Source organism: Tessaracoccus sp. MC1627, from assembly GCF_014164725.1.
Lineage (GTDB): Bacteria > Actinomycetota > Actinomycetes > Propionibacteriales > Propionibacteriaceae > Arachnia.
Map to the genome: position 1 here is coordinate 29,066 of NZ_JACJGA010000003.1, position 16,020 is coordinate 45,085.

The window sequence follows — 16,020 nt, forward strand, 5'->3', positions numbered from 1 at the left end:
GCCTCGAAGCCTCGGAAACTCAGACGGACACGGTCACCTGTCGAGGTTTCGAGGCCCGGGCCCGGCCTGCTGTCCGCGCCGAGGCGCGCCACAACCTACGGGCGTCGCGGATCCCGGCCAGGTCGTCGGCCGTTGCCGTTCAAGTAGAGCTGCATCCGTTTCGTCGGTGCGATGACTGGTTTCCGGGTGACCGGGTCGAAGGTGATGGTCCATTGGTCCGCGGTGTCGTTGAAGCGCTGCGGTTCGACCACCGCGTGGTGGTGTGCGCAGAGGAGGACCATGTTCCCCAGCGACGTGGGCCCGCCGAGGTACCAGGGGACCACATGATGGGCTTCGCAGGCGATGGCCGGGGTGGTGCAGTTGGGGAAGATGCAGCCGCCGTCGCGAATGGTCAACCCCTTGCGGAGGCCGGGGGTGACGAGCCGCTCGGTGAGCCCGAGGTCCAGCACCTCGGACCTGCCGCCGAGCACCACGGGGGTGAGGTCTGCGTCGCAGCACAGCCTGCGCAGGTCCCCGGGCGCGACCACCGCGCCGGAGGCCAACACACCGACGGCCTCGGCGCGCTCGCGTAGGTCTGACTCCTGGATGGTGACGACGATCCGGGGCCGGTCTCCGGCCACCGTCGGCGCCCCGCGATGCTGGGAGACCATCACCGTGAACGCGTCCGCCCGGCGCTGCTCGGGGGTGCGGCCCTGATCCGCCGCCGCGTGATCGCGCAGCGCCTGCGGGCCGGGGCGCAGCGAACGGACACCAGTGAGCCGATCCCGCGCCGCCCGTCGATCGGCCTGCACGTAGGCCTCGACGGTGGCGATCAGCGGCGCCGCGTCCACGGCCGGCAGCGACCCGCGGAACCAGACAGAGCCGTCGCCGTCGTCGCCATAGCTGAACGACCGCTTCGCCTTCGCTCGCCGCGCCTGCGCCTCCACGTCTGCCACGCGCTGCTCCGCTGTGGGCAGCTGCTCCGGCGCGACCTCCGCCAGCACCACCGGTGCCAGCTTCGACAACTCCCGCGGGGTGGTGCTCCCGGCCCTGCCGAGAAACACCTCCTCCGCCCGCTGCAGCTGCTCTGGGCTCAAGGTGGCCGGCAGCTGCGCCATGCCCTTCGTGATGGCCATGGCGTGCGCGGGCGACACGTCGCCGTCGAGCGCGGCCTGCCGGACCTGGGAATGCGCCGCCACATCGCTCGCCCGGAACACCTGCGCGGCCGCTTCTCTGGTATCGCGCTGCTCACTCACCGCGAGGAAGGACGTCAAGGGGGTGCCTGCCGCCCTCATGGACGCCTGCGCCCGGTTGGCCTCGTCTGTCAGCACGTGGGCCAGCGACTCAAGCCGCTCCGACAGCCTCCGTGCCCGCTGCATCAGCTGGAGCCTGGCTGGCGCATCAAGCGCCGCCCGCTCGGCGTGATCAACCAGCGACAGCGTGGATTCAAGCGCGGTCAGCGCCTGGTCCGTGGTGAGCCGCCGTTGGTGCATGGCTCCATTTTAATCGAACAGATGTCCCGGTCCAAGCCGCACAGCACGACTGTTACCCGATCGTGATAATCGCACAAGTGGGCTGCTGGTGGTCTGGGCTCACCCGAGGCAATGGGAGTGACAAGGACCTCTCTCCTTCCCGCACCCCTGGCCACGGTGTGACTCCAGCGTCCTGCACTACGCAGACTGTCAACGATAAGTCCTGCAAAGTGTCAACGATAAGTCCTGCAAAGTGTAAACTCTCGTCATGCAACCCAGATCGGAGGCATTGTGGATTACCTCCCCCGAATCCTCGACGACCTTCTGAAGAAGCGGCTTCACTCCGCCGGCGCGGTCCTCATCGAGGGGCCGAAGGCCTGCGGCAAGACGCGCACCGCCGAGCGGGCGGCCGCCAGTGCCGTCTACCTGGACCGCGATGAAGCAGCTATCCGTGCGCTGGACGTTGACCCTGGACTCGTACTGGGCGGACCTTCGCCGCGATTGGTCGACGAATGGCAGCTGGATGGCACCCGCTTGTGGAATCACGTGCGGGCTGAGGTGGACCGGCGAGGGAAGCCCGGGCAGTTCATCCTCACCGGGTCGGCTGTGCCGAATGACGACGTGCGCCGCCACTCCGGCGCGGGGCGTTTCGCGCGTCTCGTGATGCGTCCGCTCACCCTCTTCGAGTCGTCCGATTCCACGGGCGCCATGTCCCTCCGCGCGCTGCTCGCCGGCGAGCGACCCACGTCGCCTTCCGACACTGTCACCCCTCAGCACGCCGCAGAGCTCATCGTCCGGGGCGGGTGGCCCATCAACCTCGGCTTGTCGGTCCAGGATGCGGCCGCGGCCAACCGCGACTATCTGCGCACCGTCGCCGAAGTGGACCTTCGACAGATCGCGGGACCTCGGCGAGACCCGGCTCGAGTACTGCGGTTCATCCAGGCGCTCGCCCGGAACACTGCGATGGAACACGTGGTGACCAAGTTGTCGGCGGAGGCTGATGGCCCAGACATCTCGCTCTCGCGTCCCTCGGCGCACGAGTACCAGGATGCACTGGCCAGGCTCATGCTCCTGGAGGTCCAGCCGGCCTGGTCCACGCACCTGCGATCGCGGGCGAGGCTGCGTGAAAGGGCACGCACGCATCTCGTCGACCCGTCTCTCGCTGCCGCCGCACTCGACGCCAGCCCTGCGAAGCTCCTCCGCGATCTCAACACTCTGGGCTTGCTGTTCGAGTCCCTCGCGGTCCGCGATGTGCGCGTTTACGCCGAGGCCGCGGACGCTTCCATATACCACTACAGAGACTCTGACGCGCTTGAGGTCGACATCATCGTCGAGTCCAGGGATGGGACCTGGGGTGCGTTCGAGGTGAAGCTGGGTCCGGGGCAGGTGGACCGGGCGGCTGCATCGCTGTTGAGCTTCGCTGCGAAGGTCGACACAGTGAAGGCGGGGGAGCCGGCCGTGCTAGGGGTGATCACCGCCGGCGGCTACGGCTACACCAGGCCCGACGGGGTGGTCGCCATCCCGATCGGCGCGCTGGGCCCCTGATCGACCAGCAGCCAGCCCTCGCCACGCGGCACGCCCGCTCATCCCTCCTCTGACCGCGAACGTCTATTCCCTCTCACACCCCGCCTGGGTTAGGGTGCTCGATGAGTCAAGAAGCCGGCTCACCGCCCGCGGTCAGGGTGGCCGCTTCTGCGACCCTTCCTCGCCGCGACATGTCAGGGGAGCCGACGAGTGTCTCCCCACCTGCTGGAAGGTGAGACCGATGCGCTTTGATGGTTCAGACCGAAAACCCCCCGCGCCACACCCGGCGCCATGAGCGGCCTCGCGGGGGCCGTGACCCTCGGGCGAGGGGTGCGGCCGGACGTCGACACGGTGAGCCGGATGCTGGAGGCCCTGGAGGGTCGACGGTGGGGGCCGCGGCGGATCTGGGGCGACGGGCACGCGATCCTGGCCTACCGCTTTACCGGAACCCCGGACTGCGACGATCTGCAGCCCGTGGTCGACGTCCCCTCCGGTGTGGCGATCGTGGTCGACGCGCATCTCGGCAACCGCGAGAAGCTCCGCCGACAGCTGGGCGCCACCCGCGACGGCGACGCCCACCTGATCCTGGCCGCCTACGCCCGCTGGGGTGATGACTTCGTCGAGCACCTGGACGGCGAGTTCGCGGTGGTGCTCGTGGACCGGACCAAGCGGAAGGTGCTGCTGGCCCGGGACGCCCTGGGCGTGAAGCCGCTGTATGTGGCCGACACCGCCGGCGGCCTGCTGTTCGCCTCGACGCTGCCGGCGGTGCTGGCGGCCGGGGGACTGGACACGTCGATCGATCCGGAGGCGTTGCATCACTACCTGAGCCGGAGCTCGGTGGTTCCCGCGCCGCGGACCATCGTGAAGGGGGTCCGCAAGCTGCCGCCCGCGACCCTGCGGGTCATCGACGCCGACGGCACCCGGGACCGCGTCTACTGGAAGCCGGACCGCCAGAGCGACGGCGACCTCGAGCGGTGGTCGCAGCACGAGTGGCACGACGCCGCCCATGAGGCGCTGCTCGCGGCGGTCCGGAGCCGGCTGCCGGGGTCCGGGCCGGTCTCGGTGCTGCTATCGGGCGGGCTCGACTCGAGCCTGCTGGTGGCCCTGCTCGCTGACTGCCATCGGGGCGGGATCAACACGTTCAGCATCGGTTTCGACAGCTCGGAGGGCGTTGCGGGCGACGAGTTCGAGTACTCCAGCGTGGTGGCTAGACGCTTCGGCACCACCCATCACTGCCTGCACGTCCCCACCGCGGAGCTGGTGCCTGCGGTGGCCGCCGCGGTGGAGGACATGGCCGAGCCGATGGCCGCCCACGAGGCGCCCGCGTTCCATCTGCTGGCCCGTCACGCCTCGGAGCACACCGACACGGTGATGTCCGGGCAGGGCGCCGACGAGGTCCTCGGCGGTGCGGTGGACCACCGGAGTGGTTTTGGGGCGGAGCTCGAGCCGCTGGGGGACGCGGTGCGGATGACCAGGGTGTGGGGGGTGGAGGCGACGATGCCGTTCCTCGACCGGCACCTGGTGGAGCTGGCGGTGCAACACCCCGAGCGGGAGCGGGGAGGATCTGACGTGTTGGCGGCTCTGGGCCGGCACCTGCTGCCCGACGACGTGGTGCACCGCCCGAAGGGGCACCTGCTGCTGCCGGCGTTGATGAACCTGGACGGTCCGGTGCTCGGCCTGGTGCGCGACACGCTCTCCTCGCAGGCGGCCCGGGGCCGGGAGATGCTGCAGCCTCACGTGATGGAGACACTGCTGGCGGCGCAGCGGGGGAGTGCGCTTCCGGCCGGCGTCAATGGCTTGTGGCAGTTGACCGTGCTGGAGATGTGGTTGCAGCGCCACCGCGTCTGACGCGGGCCATCGGCAGTTCGCCGGTGGTGATGATCTCGTCGGCGATGACGGACATCTTCAGGTTGGAGTTCTGGCTCGCCAGCCGCATGAGGTTGAGGGCGGCGTCGCGGCTGATGGAGTGGCGGCCCATGAGCACGCCCATCGCCATGGCGATCTCCCGGTTGGTGCGCAGCGCGTTCTCCAGCTGCTCGGCCTTGGACTGGCCCAGCGCGATCGAGGTGCCCATGGCGGCGAACGTCGACACCACCGCCGCTTCGCCCGTGTTGGCCCTGTCGCGGAAGGCGTCTTCGGTGTCCGCGTACAGGTTCAGGCTCGCGATGGTGCGGTCCTGATCCATGAGGTGGAGGGGTTGGGCGAAGATGCTGCGCACGCCCATCTTGCGGGCGCTCTCGGTGTATTCCGGCCAGCGGTTCTCGTGACGGAGGTCGGGCACCATGAAGGGGGTGTCGTGCTTGATGGCGTCCAGGCACGGCCCGGAGCCGAAGGCGTACTGCAGGAGGTCGAGCTGGAGGGAGAAGTCGTCGCTGACCACCAGGGAACGGAATTCGTTGCCGTCCTGCAGGGTGATGGTGCCCCATTGGGCGCCCGCCATCTCGATGGCGGCCTCAACCAACGCGTTGGCCAGAGGCTTCTCTGTCGCCCGGAGGCGGTCCGCCAGCTGATCGAACTGCGCCGCCACCTCGGCGAACGTCAGGAACCCGTCGAGTTCCGATCCGTCGACGACGGGCTGATCCGCGACCTGTTCAGACATCTGATCACCACCCTCGGATGAATCCAGAGCCACGGCCGGCCCGGGGGATCCTCAACTCTACCCCCGCGGCCGCCAGGACCCCTGCTACTGAGCCCCGGTCGATGCTGCCACGCCGGCCAGCACGCGCGCGGAGGCCGCTGCCGTGGCCCTCACCGTCGCTCGATGAAGCGCTGCAGATCTGCTCATGGCTTCGACCACGTAGGCCTGGTAGAACTCCAGCCCCATCGTGGCGGCGAAGGCATCCCCGGCACCCACCGAGGTCGTCTCGTCGGTGACCGGCAGCGTCGGGACGGGGATCAACCTGCCCTGGAAACACAGGGTGGCGCCCCGCCGCCCTTGGGTCACCACGAAGCCTGTGCCCGCCGCTCCGCCATGGGCCGACCAGCGGATGGCCTTGGCGAGCGCGTCGCTCTGGTCCTCGTCGGAGAAGACGACGATGTCGAAGCATGACCAGGAGGCTGCTTCGGTGTCGGTGATGTTGCGGCGCTCCACCCGCCTGTAGTGGTCGCCGCTCGGCTCGCCGCTGACCCGCATGAGGCCTTGTGCCACGAGGACGTGGACTGCGTGTCCGTCCTGTCGAGCGGCGCGGAACTCCGTGACGTCTGCTGCCCGATCCTCGTCCGGGACGAGTGGGCAGAAGTACACCAGGTCGAAGGCGGACCAGTTGGCTCGGGGGCTGATCGGCTGCAGTGGGCGGTCTGCGGGGCGCCAGTGCTGGACCCTGCCTGGGGCGGCTGCCGTGTCATCGTCGCCTGGCGGTGCCGGCTCGGCGACGTTCTTGTACGACAAGGAGCGCCGGCCCGACGGCCCACGATCGCACGCGATGTCGCCAAGGAACGGCAGCAGGTCCTCGCCGTAGGGGCCGCTGACCAGGGCGCGAAGTCCGTACTCCTGCTGGAGTTGTCTGGCGATGAACAGCGCGGGCGACCCCCACGACGGCTCGAGCACGCGGCCGGGCACCTCGTTGTGGTCGAGGCAGAGATCGCCGATCACGATCACTGAAGGGCGTGCGCCGTTCAACGACACAGGTCCTCCTCGTCGCTGCCTGTCCTGCTACTGGCATCGGATCATACGCCTCTGGCTCATGCCGCGCCTCGGCGCGGACCCCAAAGCCGAGCCCCCACGCGCGTGGCCCGCTCCTCACGGCCGGAACCCCGACGCTTCTATGCCGTGTCAAGTCGGGCGGCGGTGAGGGTGCGGTAGATCTTGCGGGCGATGAAGCGCTTCAGGCAGCGGCGGATTTCCTTGTCGGTTTTGCCTTCGTTGCGGCGTCGTTGGTAATAGGCGATCGTGGCGGGGTCCTTGTGGCTGAGGCGGGTGCTGACCATGGTGTGGAGGCCGCGGTTGAGTTGTCTGTCACCGCCGCGGTTGAGGCGGTGTCGGTGTGTGTTGCCGGAGGATGCCGGTATCGGGGCGACGCCGGCGAGCATGGCGAACGCGGCCTCGTCGCGGACCCGCCCGGGGTGTGACCAGGCCGCGAGGATCACGGCTGCGGTGACGGGCCCGATGCCGGTGATGGCGCGCAGTTCGGGGGCTTCGCGGGCGGTGAGCTGGTCGAGGGTGGCGTGGTTGGTGGCGAGTTTCTCGTCGAGGGTTGCGATGTCGCGGGCGTAGTCGACCGCGATCTGCCGCAGGGCTGCGGTGGAGGGATCCTCGTTGCGGGTGCGCCAGGCGGCGATGGTGCGGATCTGGGCGGGGGTGAGTGCCTTGCGTGCGTCGAGGTCGAGGTCGTGGACTCGGAGATGGGCTGTGAGGGCGTTGATCGTGGCCGTGCGGTGGGTCTGGAGATGGTCACGGGCGACGGTGAGGGCCTGCATCACGTCACGCTGGCCGTCGTGGCGGCGATGGTCCCGCAACCGGTCCTGCTCGACGGGCAGAACGTTGCGGGCGGCGCGCTGCGCGTCGAGGCTGTCGGTTTTGCCCTGCCCGTGCCGGGTCGGGAGGGGGGCCTCAACCACCCGGTAGCCGTGCCCGGCGGCGGTTGCAGTGAGCTGGGCGCCGTAGCTGCCGGTGCCCTCGACCGAGAGCAGTGTGCCGGAGATGTCACCGGCGGTACGGCGACCGATCCAGTCCAGCGCGCGGGACACGCCGGCGGGCTGGGTGGGGAACTCCTTCTGGTCGACGAGCCGGCCGCCGCCGGTGAGGATGGCGTAGGTGTGGGTGCGGGCGTGGGTGTCGACACCCACGACGAAGGTGTACTGGTCTGCCACTATGGACATTGGCGATGTGTTCCTCTCTCGGATGTGCGCTCGCTGAAATGCTGACGCCTGGGTCCCGGGAACGGTCACTACGAGGCAGACCTGTAATGAGTCACAACCTGCTCGTGAACGGAGCGGGTTGGACAAGCTTCTGATCAGGCCACCGTGGTGGGCCGGGTCCAGGTGTCAGCCCTGCACTGGAACGGACATGTCGGGAGCAAGACACACGTCACCGCGGGTCAGCTGGTTGAAGAGTCACGAACCAGTCCAGGAGCAAACACCTGAACCCTGCCAGCCAGCCCCAGGCCAGCCAAGATCAAGACTTACAGCTGGTTGAGCCACACGCCCGCGAAGCGGCGCAGCCGCGTCGTTCCGCTCCTCAAGGCCGGGGACCCTCGCTGGTTGAGCCGGGCAAAGCCGCGCAGCGGCGCAGCGCGCGTCGAAACCCCCATGCACCGGTGCTGAGACCCGACCCCACCGCGACACACCGTTTGAGTCCCGCAAATGTGGGTACGAGACAGGTAACCATCTATCCCACAGGAGGAATCATGGGAGCCGACGACAAGATCCGCAACGCCGCTGAGGAAGCGGGTGGCAAGGTCAAGGAAGGCCTCGGCAAGGCCACCGACAACGAGCGCCTCGAAGCCGAGGGCAAGGCCGACCAGGTCTCGGCCGACATCAAGCAGGCCGGCGAGAAGGTCAAGGACATCTTCAAGTAGGCCCGTCCAACACCAACGGCAGCGGCCGGTCACCATACGGTGGCCGGCCGCGTTGCGTCCCCGGGGCCCCACCCTGCAACCCTGCAGCAGCAGCCGCCTTCACCGTCGACGTGCTCATCCCGCTGCCCTCTCCCTGATCACCGGCAGCATCTCCATTCCGCACAACGGACCGAGACTCAAGTCATGGGGGAGATCTGTCCAATAGTTAATCCCCATGTGCAGTAGCATTCGTCGCGAGAGATCCGACGCGGATATCCATTGTCGACGATGATGATGACTCTCAGGCTTGCGTTTGTCCTTGGGGGGCATTGTGTTGACGAAGTGTGCAAGGTGTCCGCCGATTGTGTTTGTGCCCTTCCTTGTTCCTGATGACTGGTGATTCCCTCGCCTCCATCGCCGCAGGTGAAGTGAGGATCTCTTCATCAGACCGTTTCAGTCATGCGACGGCGACCTTTTGCATTGTGATGCAGCGGTGCGGGTCTCGAGTGGATTGCCCCGCAAACTTGTGATTCTCCAGTTCGTCGTCGCCGATCGTTAGTTGCCACTGCCTCATCTGATCCACGATTTCTGCCAGGGGCTTCGAGAAGTTCGGCGCGCAATCACGCAATAGGTCTGACCCCTTCTCATCCCCCGAACACGGCTCGATGGCCGCCAAACCCACGCGCTTAAAGAAGTTGCGCAGCGCGGTTTCCCGAGCAGTTGCCCAAACCCCTGGGTCGCGCATACCCAAGCCAAGGAGGCTCAAATGCCAATCACGTCCAGATCCAGACGATCACTCCGAATACTTCTCCTAGCCCTCGCGGTGTTCGTCCTCACATCCCTCGCTCCCGCGGTCGACACGGCGTCCGCTGACTACCTTGGCTGCGGCTATTCGCAGGAGGAATTCCTCACAAAGCCTGGGTGTGTCGACACCTCCATTGTCGCGTCGAGCGGCTCGCTCCTCACGCGCGAGGACCTCCTCCGCAACCTGGCGCTCTACGAGCACTACGGCTTCACGAGGGACTTCATCGAGAATGCGCCGATGCAAACGATCTACGTCACCGAGGACATCCGCTGGAGCGGATGCGACGATACCCCCGACAACGGGCTCTGCGAGATCGCGGGGGTCAGGGACAGTCTGATGTCGGGCCTCTTCTGGGTCGGGATGCCCTTCACGGTGATCGGCGATGAGAACACGTTCATTGCACTGATGTGCGGCAACTTCCACCCCGTGGATGTCACGCAGCAGATGGACGCGGCGAAGACGGGCTTCCACTTCGTCGACATCCCAACGCGACTCGATGTCGGGGTCGACACGCCGATCACAGTCGAGGCCACTGTGACGAACCTCGGCCCCGACGGCCCAGGTCACTTCACTGACGAGATCCGCCTTCTCGCGGAGGATGACTGCACCGTGAACCCCGCCTCCTACACCGTGCCGGTCGTACTGGCAGCCGGGGCGTCCACAACGTTTTCGCGCACGTTCACCGTCAACTGCGCACACCCGTCGGATCACGACTTCACGGCCATGGATGAACTCGCCGGTGAGGTCGGCATCCTCGACCCCGATCTCACCAACAACGAGCGAACAGTCCCAGCGACGATCGAAGTCTTCGACGACTCCGACCTGGCGGTGACAAGCGCCACCCTGACCTGCGACGATCAAACGCAGGTGAACACACCCTTCACCTGCGAGGGCACGGCGACACTCACCAACGACGGCCCGTTCGGACCGACCCCGAGCAGTGCAACCCTGTCTCTCGACGCGCTCGACGATTGCACAGTCGAGCTGACATCGGGCGGAGTGTGGACTGGCAACCTCGCACTCAACGGCAGCGAACAGTTCACCGGCATGTGGGAACTGACGTGCGACCACCGCAGCTACCACCCCGCGACCATGACGGCCGCCGTCAACTCCACCTATAACCATGCGGAGGACCACACGCTCGCCAACAACTCGATGGGAGCCACGGCCACAACCGAGGTCTTCGAGACTGTCGACCTTGAGGCGTCATTCACCCAGGTGTCCTGCACACAGCGCGAAGCGACCGCCAATGACTTCATGTGCACAGCGCAACTGGCGGCCATGAACAACGGTCCGGCCACGGCGGTGCAGACCCAGACCCAGTTCGTGTTTACTCCGGAGGCCGGCTGCAGCGTCGAGGCCCAGCCCAGCCTGATCACTCGGCAGATCGACGCCAACCAGACGGTGGCGGAGTCGGCCACTGTACATGTCACGTGTGACGGCTCAGCCCGATCAGTCATCGACGTAGAGGCGATCCTCAGCAACGCACCCGAGGACCCCCACGCCGTCGACTCAGACACAGCCGCCGCAGTCTGGGGACCCCTCGACGTGAAGCCCCGCTCCTGGCCCAGCTCCATCAACCTTGGTAAGCAGGGGGTCACGCCACTGGCAGTCCTCGGGACCCGCGAGTTCGACCCGTTCACCGCGCTGCAAATCAACACGCTGCGGTTCGGCGCGACCGGCACCGAAGCCGTCGTGACCTGCGCCTCTGAGGGCGAGGACGTGAACAACGACGGTCTCCTCGACCTGATCTGCCGCGTCCACAACCGAGAGATTGGCGACGCCACAACCGATACAACGACGTTGTATCTTGCGGGCATGCTAGTGAACGGCACCCCGTTCTACGCAGAGGACGCCGTAAACATTGTTCGCTGACACGAGTGAGGCCCGGGCTGCCGCCCGACGACGGCCCGGGCCACTTCCCAACTAGCCTCCCTCTTTCATGAGGCGGCTTGAGAGCTGCTTTCTGGCTTGAACTGTCGCGGTTGAGCGCTGGGCCGGTTGAGTGCGTGGCTGTTGGCCGGCTGACGCTGCCGGGCTGCGGTTTTCCAGGTTCCTCGGGCCACCACGATCGTGGCATCAACATCCAACACGACCGTGGTGCCGAGATCGGTGCCGGCGATCTTCGCCGCGACTCCGCCCGCAGCCGCCGGTTGTGACCCGACGTGGTGCCGGACACCGACAGGGCCGTAGCGATCTTCATGCGCCTGGCGGGGGTGACCTTGTCCAACGCCCGCCAGACCGTCGGCGCCGACGCGACCGGCCCCAACGCCTTGGATTGGTGGCGCAGCACGTCAATGTCGGAGATTGCCTCACCGCCGTCGGCGAGCAGCACCGCTACATCGGTGACACCTGGCCACGGTCATGCACGGAAGGGCCGAACCTGCGTCTGGCATCGCCATCGACACGGCGCCGGTCAGGGCGCGACGGTTGGCGGCGGGTTCATGGCGAAAGGTGCCTCTGACTTGGGATGATGCGACTTGTCTGGAGAACACAGCGACCAAGACGCGGGGCTGGCGTCACAGCTGGTGGCAGATCAAGGACCCGACAAGGCTGCAGGAAGTTCGTCCAGATCACTGACGCTACGGCACCGGTTCTGCCAGAATGACGGCGAGCCGTCACAGCGGATGGCGAAGCTGGGCAATGGCGCCCAGCGCGAACCGGGGGGATCGAAAAGCATGAGAAGTACACCGCTGCGGCCAGGGCGCAGCCGCCAACTCCAGATCCGCGTCGTGTCGCTGGTAGCGGCCTGCGCGCTCATTGTTTCGCTGCTGACTTCGCCATCTCTCGCGGTGGCGGTAGTTGGGGCCCCCGCAAGTGACCAAAGAGCGCTCGTGCTGGGGTCAGGGGACAACGGGTACGAGGCCGACAACTTAGCGTCGACTCTTGAAGGGCTCGGGCTCGAAGCTCTTCGGGTCCGAGAGAACCTGACTGATGTGTGGGGATTCGGCGTGCCCCACGCGGAGATGCTCGCGGACCTCATGGAGTTTCAGAGCATTTGGTATGTGGAAGCGTACGAGGGGCTCACGAACGGCGAGGTTGACCTGATGGTCGAATACGCCAACGCTGGCGGGAATCTGTACTTGACAGGCGAGCGCCCGTGCTGCGAGGCGCTCAACGCTTCGGTCACGACCCTCCTCAGGCGCGTTCTCAATGAGCAGGTCACAGTGGGAGGAATGGGTGATGTCACGGGCCCGTTTGCCTTCAACGGGGGTGCGCTCAGCGAGGTGGCGTCCAAGCCGAACCTGCTCACTGATTTCGTGCCTCAATCGCCTGGTGGCATGGTGACAGCCAGCATCTCCGGTGTGTCCGGCCGCAACGTTCTTGCGAGCAGCGCGTCTATCGTTGTGGGCGGAGTGTGGGACGAACTTGACATGCAGTCGGGCAAGGGAAGGGTCGCTCTTCTCATGGACATTGACTGGCTGGGTGCCGAGTCGCGAAAGCCGATCATTGAGAACCTGGCCAACTTCCTTTCTGGAAACGGCCTTTGCTCTGACGAGCCCGACCGAGGCTTGAGTTGGACCGGCGGTCCTGAGAACTGCTCCCTTCTAACACCGGGCACATACACGTGGAGCGCTACGGTTGATTCGGGTGGCGGGCCGTATTTTGAGCACGTTGCCAGCGACGGGGTCTCAGCCTCATGCACCTACACTCTTCGACCACCGAACGCCACCTATGTTTGTGAGGTGTCCATCTCTTTTGCAGCCGTCACGACAATGCCAACCCTCAGGGTACGCGCCGTGAGCATCGATCCTGGCCGCCAGTTGGTGCGCACGCACGGCCTACGTGTGAAGAATGATCCCCGCAACGTGCCGACCCCGTTCGCGCTTGATTCTAATTGGTGGGACTGGCCAGACGGTGATATGGATGGATTGCCGGACAAGTGGGAGACCGATGGGGTCTGGGTGAAGAGTAAGCATTTGGATCTCCCGGGGCTCGGCGCAGATCCGAACAAGAAGGACCTCTTCGTACGCTACGACTATGAGTCGGGTCATCAACCCACACAAGAGACACTCGACTACATGCGTCAGATGTTTGCCGCGGCACCGGCGCTTGAAGGTGACGAGTCCTCAGGGATCAATCTCCACATCGAATTAGGGTCGGAGGTTCCCGCGTCTATCATCGACAGCGGCTACTACTCTCTCGAGGGAGCAGCCATCCAGCGCGTCGGCACCTACACGGGCTATCTGAACAGCCCGGGTTATGGGGGCGGTGGCGTTCCTGTAATCTTCAAGTCACTCATGAACCTGGCCCAACCATCGCACTTGGAGAATACGATTGGTCAGGCCTATGTCAAGGGTGTTTTCGGGTGGACCGGCTGGGGTTTGAACTGGTTCAGTGCAATGATCAGGAACTACTCGCTCGACGGCTGGGATGCAGCAAATTTCTCAAAGGCCGCTTCGTTCGCCCAGGCATCAAATGGCGCCCATGAGTTGGGGCACCTGCTTGGCCTTCAGCATCACAACCGCACGGCCGAACCGGAGAAATGCGCGAGTTACAAGAGCATCATGTCTTATTCCTACAGTCAGTTCGGGTTCAGGAGGGATGGCCGAAGGATCATCGACTACTCCCGTGACGGCGGTGCGACAGGGTGTCTCGATGACGATGCGCCCATGCTGGACTGGAAGATTGGGCAGCAGGTCGGCAGTCTGACATTCGTGGCTGGCCAGCACGGAGAAATGAGTATGAACTTCTACAACGAACAACCGGATCAGAAACTGGCGACGTTCGGTGAGAAGTCGGTGGAGTTCGATGTCACGGAAATCATGAGGATGACGGATCCTGAGTCCTTGGTTCAATGGTTCGATGATTTCGGCGCTCCCGCTGCACCTCAGTATCCAACCATCAGTGACGGCACGGCCACGGTCAGGGCCGGAGAGTCTGTCGAACTTCAACTGGACGGCGCGGATCCCTACGGGGCCAGCGTCTCTTATGTCATCCTCTCAACGCCCACACTCGGTACGGCAGAGGTGACGCCTACTGGCTTGAAGTACTCGGCGAACGCAGGTGTCTCGGGCACTGAGTCACTTCAGGTGAGTGTGCAGGCGGGCCTGTTGCGTTCGTACCCGGCAACAATCTCGATCCTCATCACTCCGGAGATTGCCGCACCGGTCATTTCGCCCCACGTCTCTGGGACTCTGGGCGACAACGAGTGGTTCACCGACGATGTGACCGTCTCGTGGACCGTTGAGCCGACGTCGGCCACCACAGTCGGCTGCGAGAGCCAAGCGATCACGTCTGACACAGACGACGATGGTGTGACTCTCACGTGCTCCGCGAGCAACGCCGGCGGTACGACTAAGTCGCTGGTGACGATCAAGCGTGATGCCACAGCTCCCGTTTTGGCGCCAACTGTGTCGCCGAATCCAGTGGTGTGGGGTGGGGTCGTGTCGTCAACGCCGAATTCCGAAGACCCGATGCCTGGCTCAGGGATTTATGAGACGGGTTCAACCTGCGAGCCCGGGTCCGCAGCCGATCTGGGTACCTTCACGCTGACTTGTCACGCACGTGATCTGGCCGGAAACACAGCCACGGAGACCGCGGAGTACCAGGTGGCGGCCCCTCTCGAGGCCTACGGCCCGCCTCTTTCGAAGAGCACGTGGTCGAAGTCCGGATCGACCATTCCCGTCAAGTTCACGCTCCGAGACGTGGACGGCCTGCTGCTTCCTTCGATCTCGCAGGAGTTGGCGGAGCGTGGACAGGTTCGCGTAGTTCTCACAGAGGAGGCTGACGCCAAGGGGGTCATATTGGCGATGGCTCCATGTAGGTGGGACGCGACCGCGCTCCAGTACGTCTGTGTGTTGAAGACTCCCAAGCTCGCTCGAACCGCGAACCCCTACCACATCACGGTGCAGCAATCGGGCATGGGCAGTCCGGACTGGATCACAGCCCAATCGGCATCGGAGGCGGTCGATGCGCCTGTGAACCCGATTCAGATCTGGTTCAAGTAGATCCCTCGGTGGGGTGGTGGCTCGATTCCCTGCGCAGTAGTCGGGCCACCCAGGGTAGAGGACATCTGCTAGGCAATGAGCCAGCATCGATGGCCGCGGCCGGTCACCTCGGCTGTCGGGCCGCCGCACGTTGTGGGGAGCGGGGTCATCCGGCACGCCAGCGATGCGGAGGGAGATCGCCGAGTCCAGCGCGCTGGGGATCGTGCCCGTCAGCCCCGAGCTCAGAGGGAAGATGGGTCTGATCTCCGGGACCGGAGCAGCCGCCGAGGCCCTCCGCCAGATTCGGACCAACCTCCGTTTCGTGAGCGTCGACAGCCCAGCGAAGAGCATCGTGATCACGTCCTCCACAGAGGGGAGGGCAAGTCGACGCTCGCGGCCGACATTGCCGGCATGCTGGCCGACGCGGGGGAGCCGACCATCCTCATCGACGCACCCCCGCTCCTGCCTGTCTCGGACGCCGCGCTTCTCACCTCCTCGTCAGACGGCGCCGACGTGGTGGTGCAGTCCGGGAAGACCAGGGCTGAACAGCTCGGCGTCGCAGTGCGCAAGATCCAGCAGGTGGACGGCAAGCTCCTGGGCGTGGTGCTCAACAAGGTGGAGAAGAAGGACCTGGGAGAGGCCACTTTCGGCTACGGCTACGGCAGTTACACCTCGAAGTACTACCGGGCTGAGCCGGACGATCGCACGAAGGGCCGCGGCGAGAGGCCGAGGCGCGTCACCGATCTAGGCCAGGAGCAGTGGGCCGACGAGCCCGCCGCGGTGGGGCCGCGGCGGCCCGTCGCGTAACCGAGCAG

At 65.7% G+C, this 16,020-nt stretch carries 11 protein-coding genes; 6 read left to right on the forward strand and 5 right to left on the reverse strand.

All coding sequences use genetic code 11. The features are described 5' to 3' along the window. Nucleotides 1–95: 95 nt before the first annotated feature. Entirely contained in the window at nt 96–1,472 is a 1,377-nt protein-coding gene (locus H5399_RS08095; protein WP_182782543.1) for an HNH endonuclease signature motif containing protein, read from the reverse strand. A 270-nt stretch (nt 1,473–1,742) separates the two neighbouring features. Here H5399_RS08095 and H5399_RS08100 point away from each other — a divergent pair, with 270 nt between their 5' ends. After that, nucleotides 1,743–2,996: a DUF4143 domain-containing protein gene (locus H5399_RS08100; protein ID WP_182782544.1), complete on the forward strand. Its 1,254-nt coding sequence runs from the start codon at nt 1,743–1,745 to the stop codon at nt 2,994–2,996. Nucleotides 2,997–3,266: 270 nt separating this feature from the next. Further along, nucleotides 3,267–4,823: an asparagine synthase-related protein gene (locus tag H5399_RS08105; RefSeq protein WP_182782545.1), complete on the forward strand. Its 1,557-nt coding sequence runs from the start codon at nt 3,267–3,269 to the stop codon at nt 4,821–4,823. On the opposite strand, the gene H5399_RS08110 is transcribed toward H5399_RS08105, so the two are convergent. The 3 genes from H5399_RS08110 to H5399_RS08120 form a co-directional block, all read right to left on the reverse strand. Next, nucleotides 4,765–5,574 (reverse strand): GAF and ANTAR domain-containing protein, encoded by an 810-nt coding sequence (locus tag H5399_RS08110; protein ID WP_182782546.1) that lies wholly within the window; start codon nt 5,572–5,574, stop codon nt 4,765–4,767. The two genes, H5399_RS08105 and H5399_RS08110, sit on opposite strands and share 59 nt — an antisense overlap. An 84-nt stretch (nt 5,575–5,658) precedes the next feature. Then, nucleotides 5,659–6,600 (reverse strand): PfkB family carbohydrate kinase, encoded by a 942-nt coding sequence (locus H5399_RS08115; RefSeq protein WP_182782547.1) that lies wholly within the window; start codon nt 6,598–6,600, stop codon nt 5,659–5,661. 137 nt (nt 6,601–6,737) lie between these two features. Then, nucleotides 6,738–7,793, reverse strand: a complete 1,056-nt coding sequence (locus H5399_RS08120) for an IS110 family transposase (RefSeq protein ID WP_182782548.1) — start codon at nt 7,791–7,793, stop codon at nt 6,738–6,740. A 527-nt stretch (nt 7,794–8,320) separates the two neighbouring features. Here H5399_RS08120 and H5399_RS08125 point away from each other — a divergent pair. Next, the gene (locus H5399_RS08125) at nt 8,321–8,491 is read left to right on the forward strand and encodes a CsbD family protein (protein ID WP_182782549.1); all 171 of its coding nucleotides are present in this window, start codon (nt 8,321–8,323) and stop codon (nt 8,489–8,491) included. 436 nt (nt 8,492–8,927) lie between these two features. Here H5399_RS08125 and H5399_RS08130 read toward each other — a convergent pair whose 3' ends face one another. After that, nucleotides 8,928–9,221 (reverse strand): hypothetical protein, encoded by a 294-nt coding sequence (locus H5399_RS08130; protein WP_182782550.1) that lies wholly within the window; start codon nt 9,219–9,221, stop codon nt 8,928–8,930. A 72-nt stretch (nt 9,222–9,293) separates the two neighbouring features. Here H5399_RS08130 and H5399_RS08135 point away from each other — a divergent pair, with 72 nt between their 5' ends. The 3 genes from H5399_RS08135 (at nt 9,294) to H5399_RS17975 (ending at nt 16,012) form a co-directional block, all read left to right on the forward strand. Beyond that, nucleotides 9,294–11,150 carry a hypothetical protein gene (locus H5399_RS08135; RefSeq protein ID WP_182782551.1) on the forward strand — a complete coding sequence of 619 codons (1,857 nt, stop codon included), beginning with the start codon at nt 9,294–9,296 and terminating at the stop codon, nt 11,148–11,150. A 959-nt stretch (nt 11,151–12,109) separates the two neighbouring features. Further along, nucleotides 12,110–15,226, forward strand: a complete 3,117-nt coding sequence (locus H5399_RS08140; protein WP_182782552.1) for an Ig-like domain-containing protein — start codon at nt 12,110–12,112, stop codon at nt 15,224–15,226. A 75-nt stretch (nt 15,227–15,301) separates the two neighbouring features. Then, on the forward strand, nt 15,302–16,012 hold the full coding sequence (locus tag H5399_RS17975; protein WP_255422172.1) for a hypothetical protein: 711 nt from the start codon (nt 15,302–15,304) through the stop codon (nt 16,010–16,012). Nucleotides 16,013–16,020: the final 8 nt, after the last annotated feature.

Excerpts from the sequence above, each read along its gene's own strand:
- H5399_RS08095 (WP_182782543.1), bottom strand. The coding sequence starts at position 1,472 with ATGCACCAACGGCGGCTCACCACGGACCAGGCGCTGACCGCGCTTGAA.
- H5399_RS08105 (WP_182782545.1), top strand. The coding sequence starts at position 3,267 with ATGAGCGGCCTCGCGGGGGCCGTGACCCTCGGGCGAGGGGTGCGGCCG.
- H5399_RS08110 (WP_182782546.1), bottom strand. The coding sequence starts at position 5,574 with ATGTCTGAACAGGTCGCGGATCAGCCCGTCGTCGACGGATCGGAACTC.
- H5399_RS08120 (WP_182782548.1), bottom strand. The coding sequence starts at position 7,793 with ATGTCCATAGTGGCAGACCAGTACACCTTCGTCGTGGGTGTCGACACC.
- H5399_RS08125 (WP_182782549.1), top strand. The coding sequence starts at position 8,321 with ATGGGAGCCGACGACAAGATCCGCAACGCCGCTGAGGAAGCGGGTGGC.
- H5399_RS17975 (WP_255422172.1), top strand. The coding sequence starts at position 15,302 with ATGAGCCAGCATCGATGGCCGCGGCCGGTCACCTCGGCTGTCGGGCCG.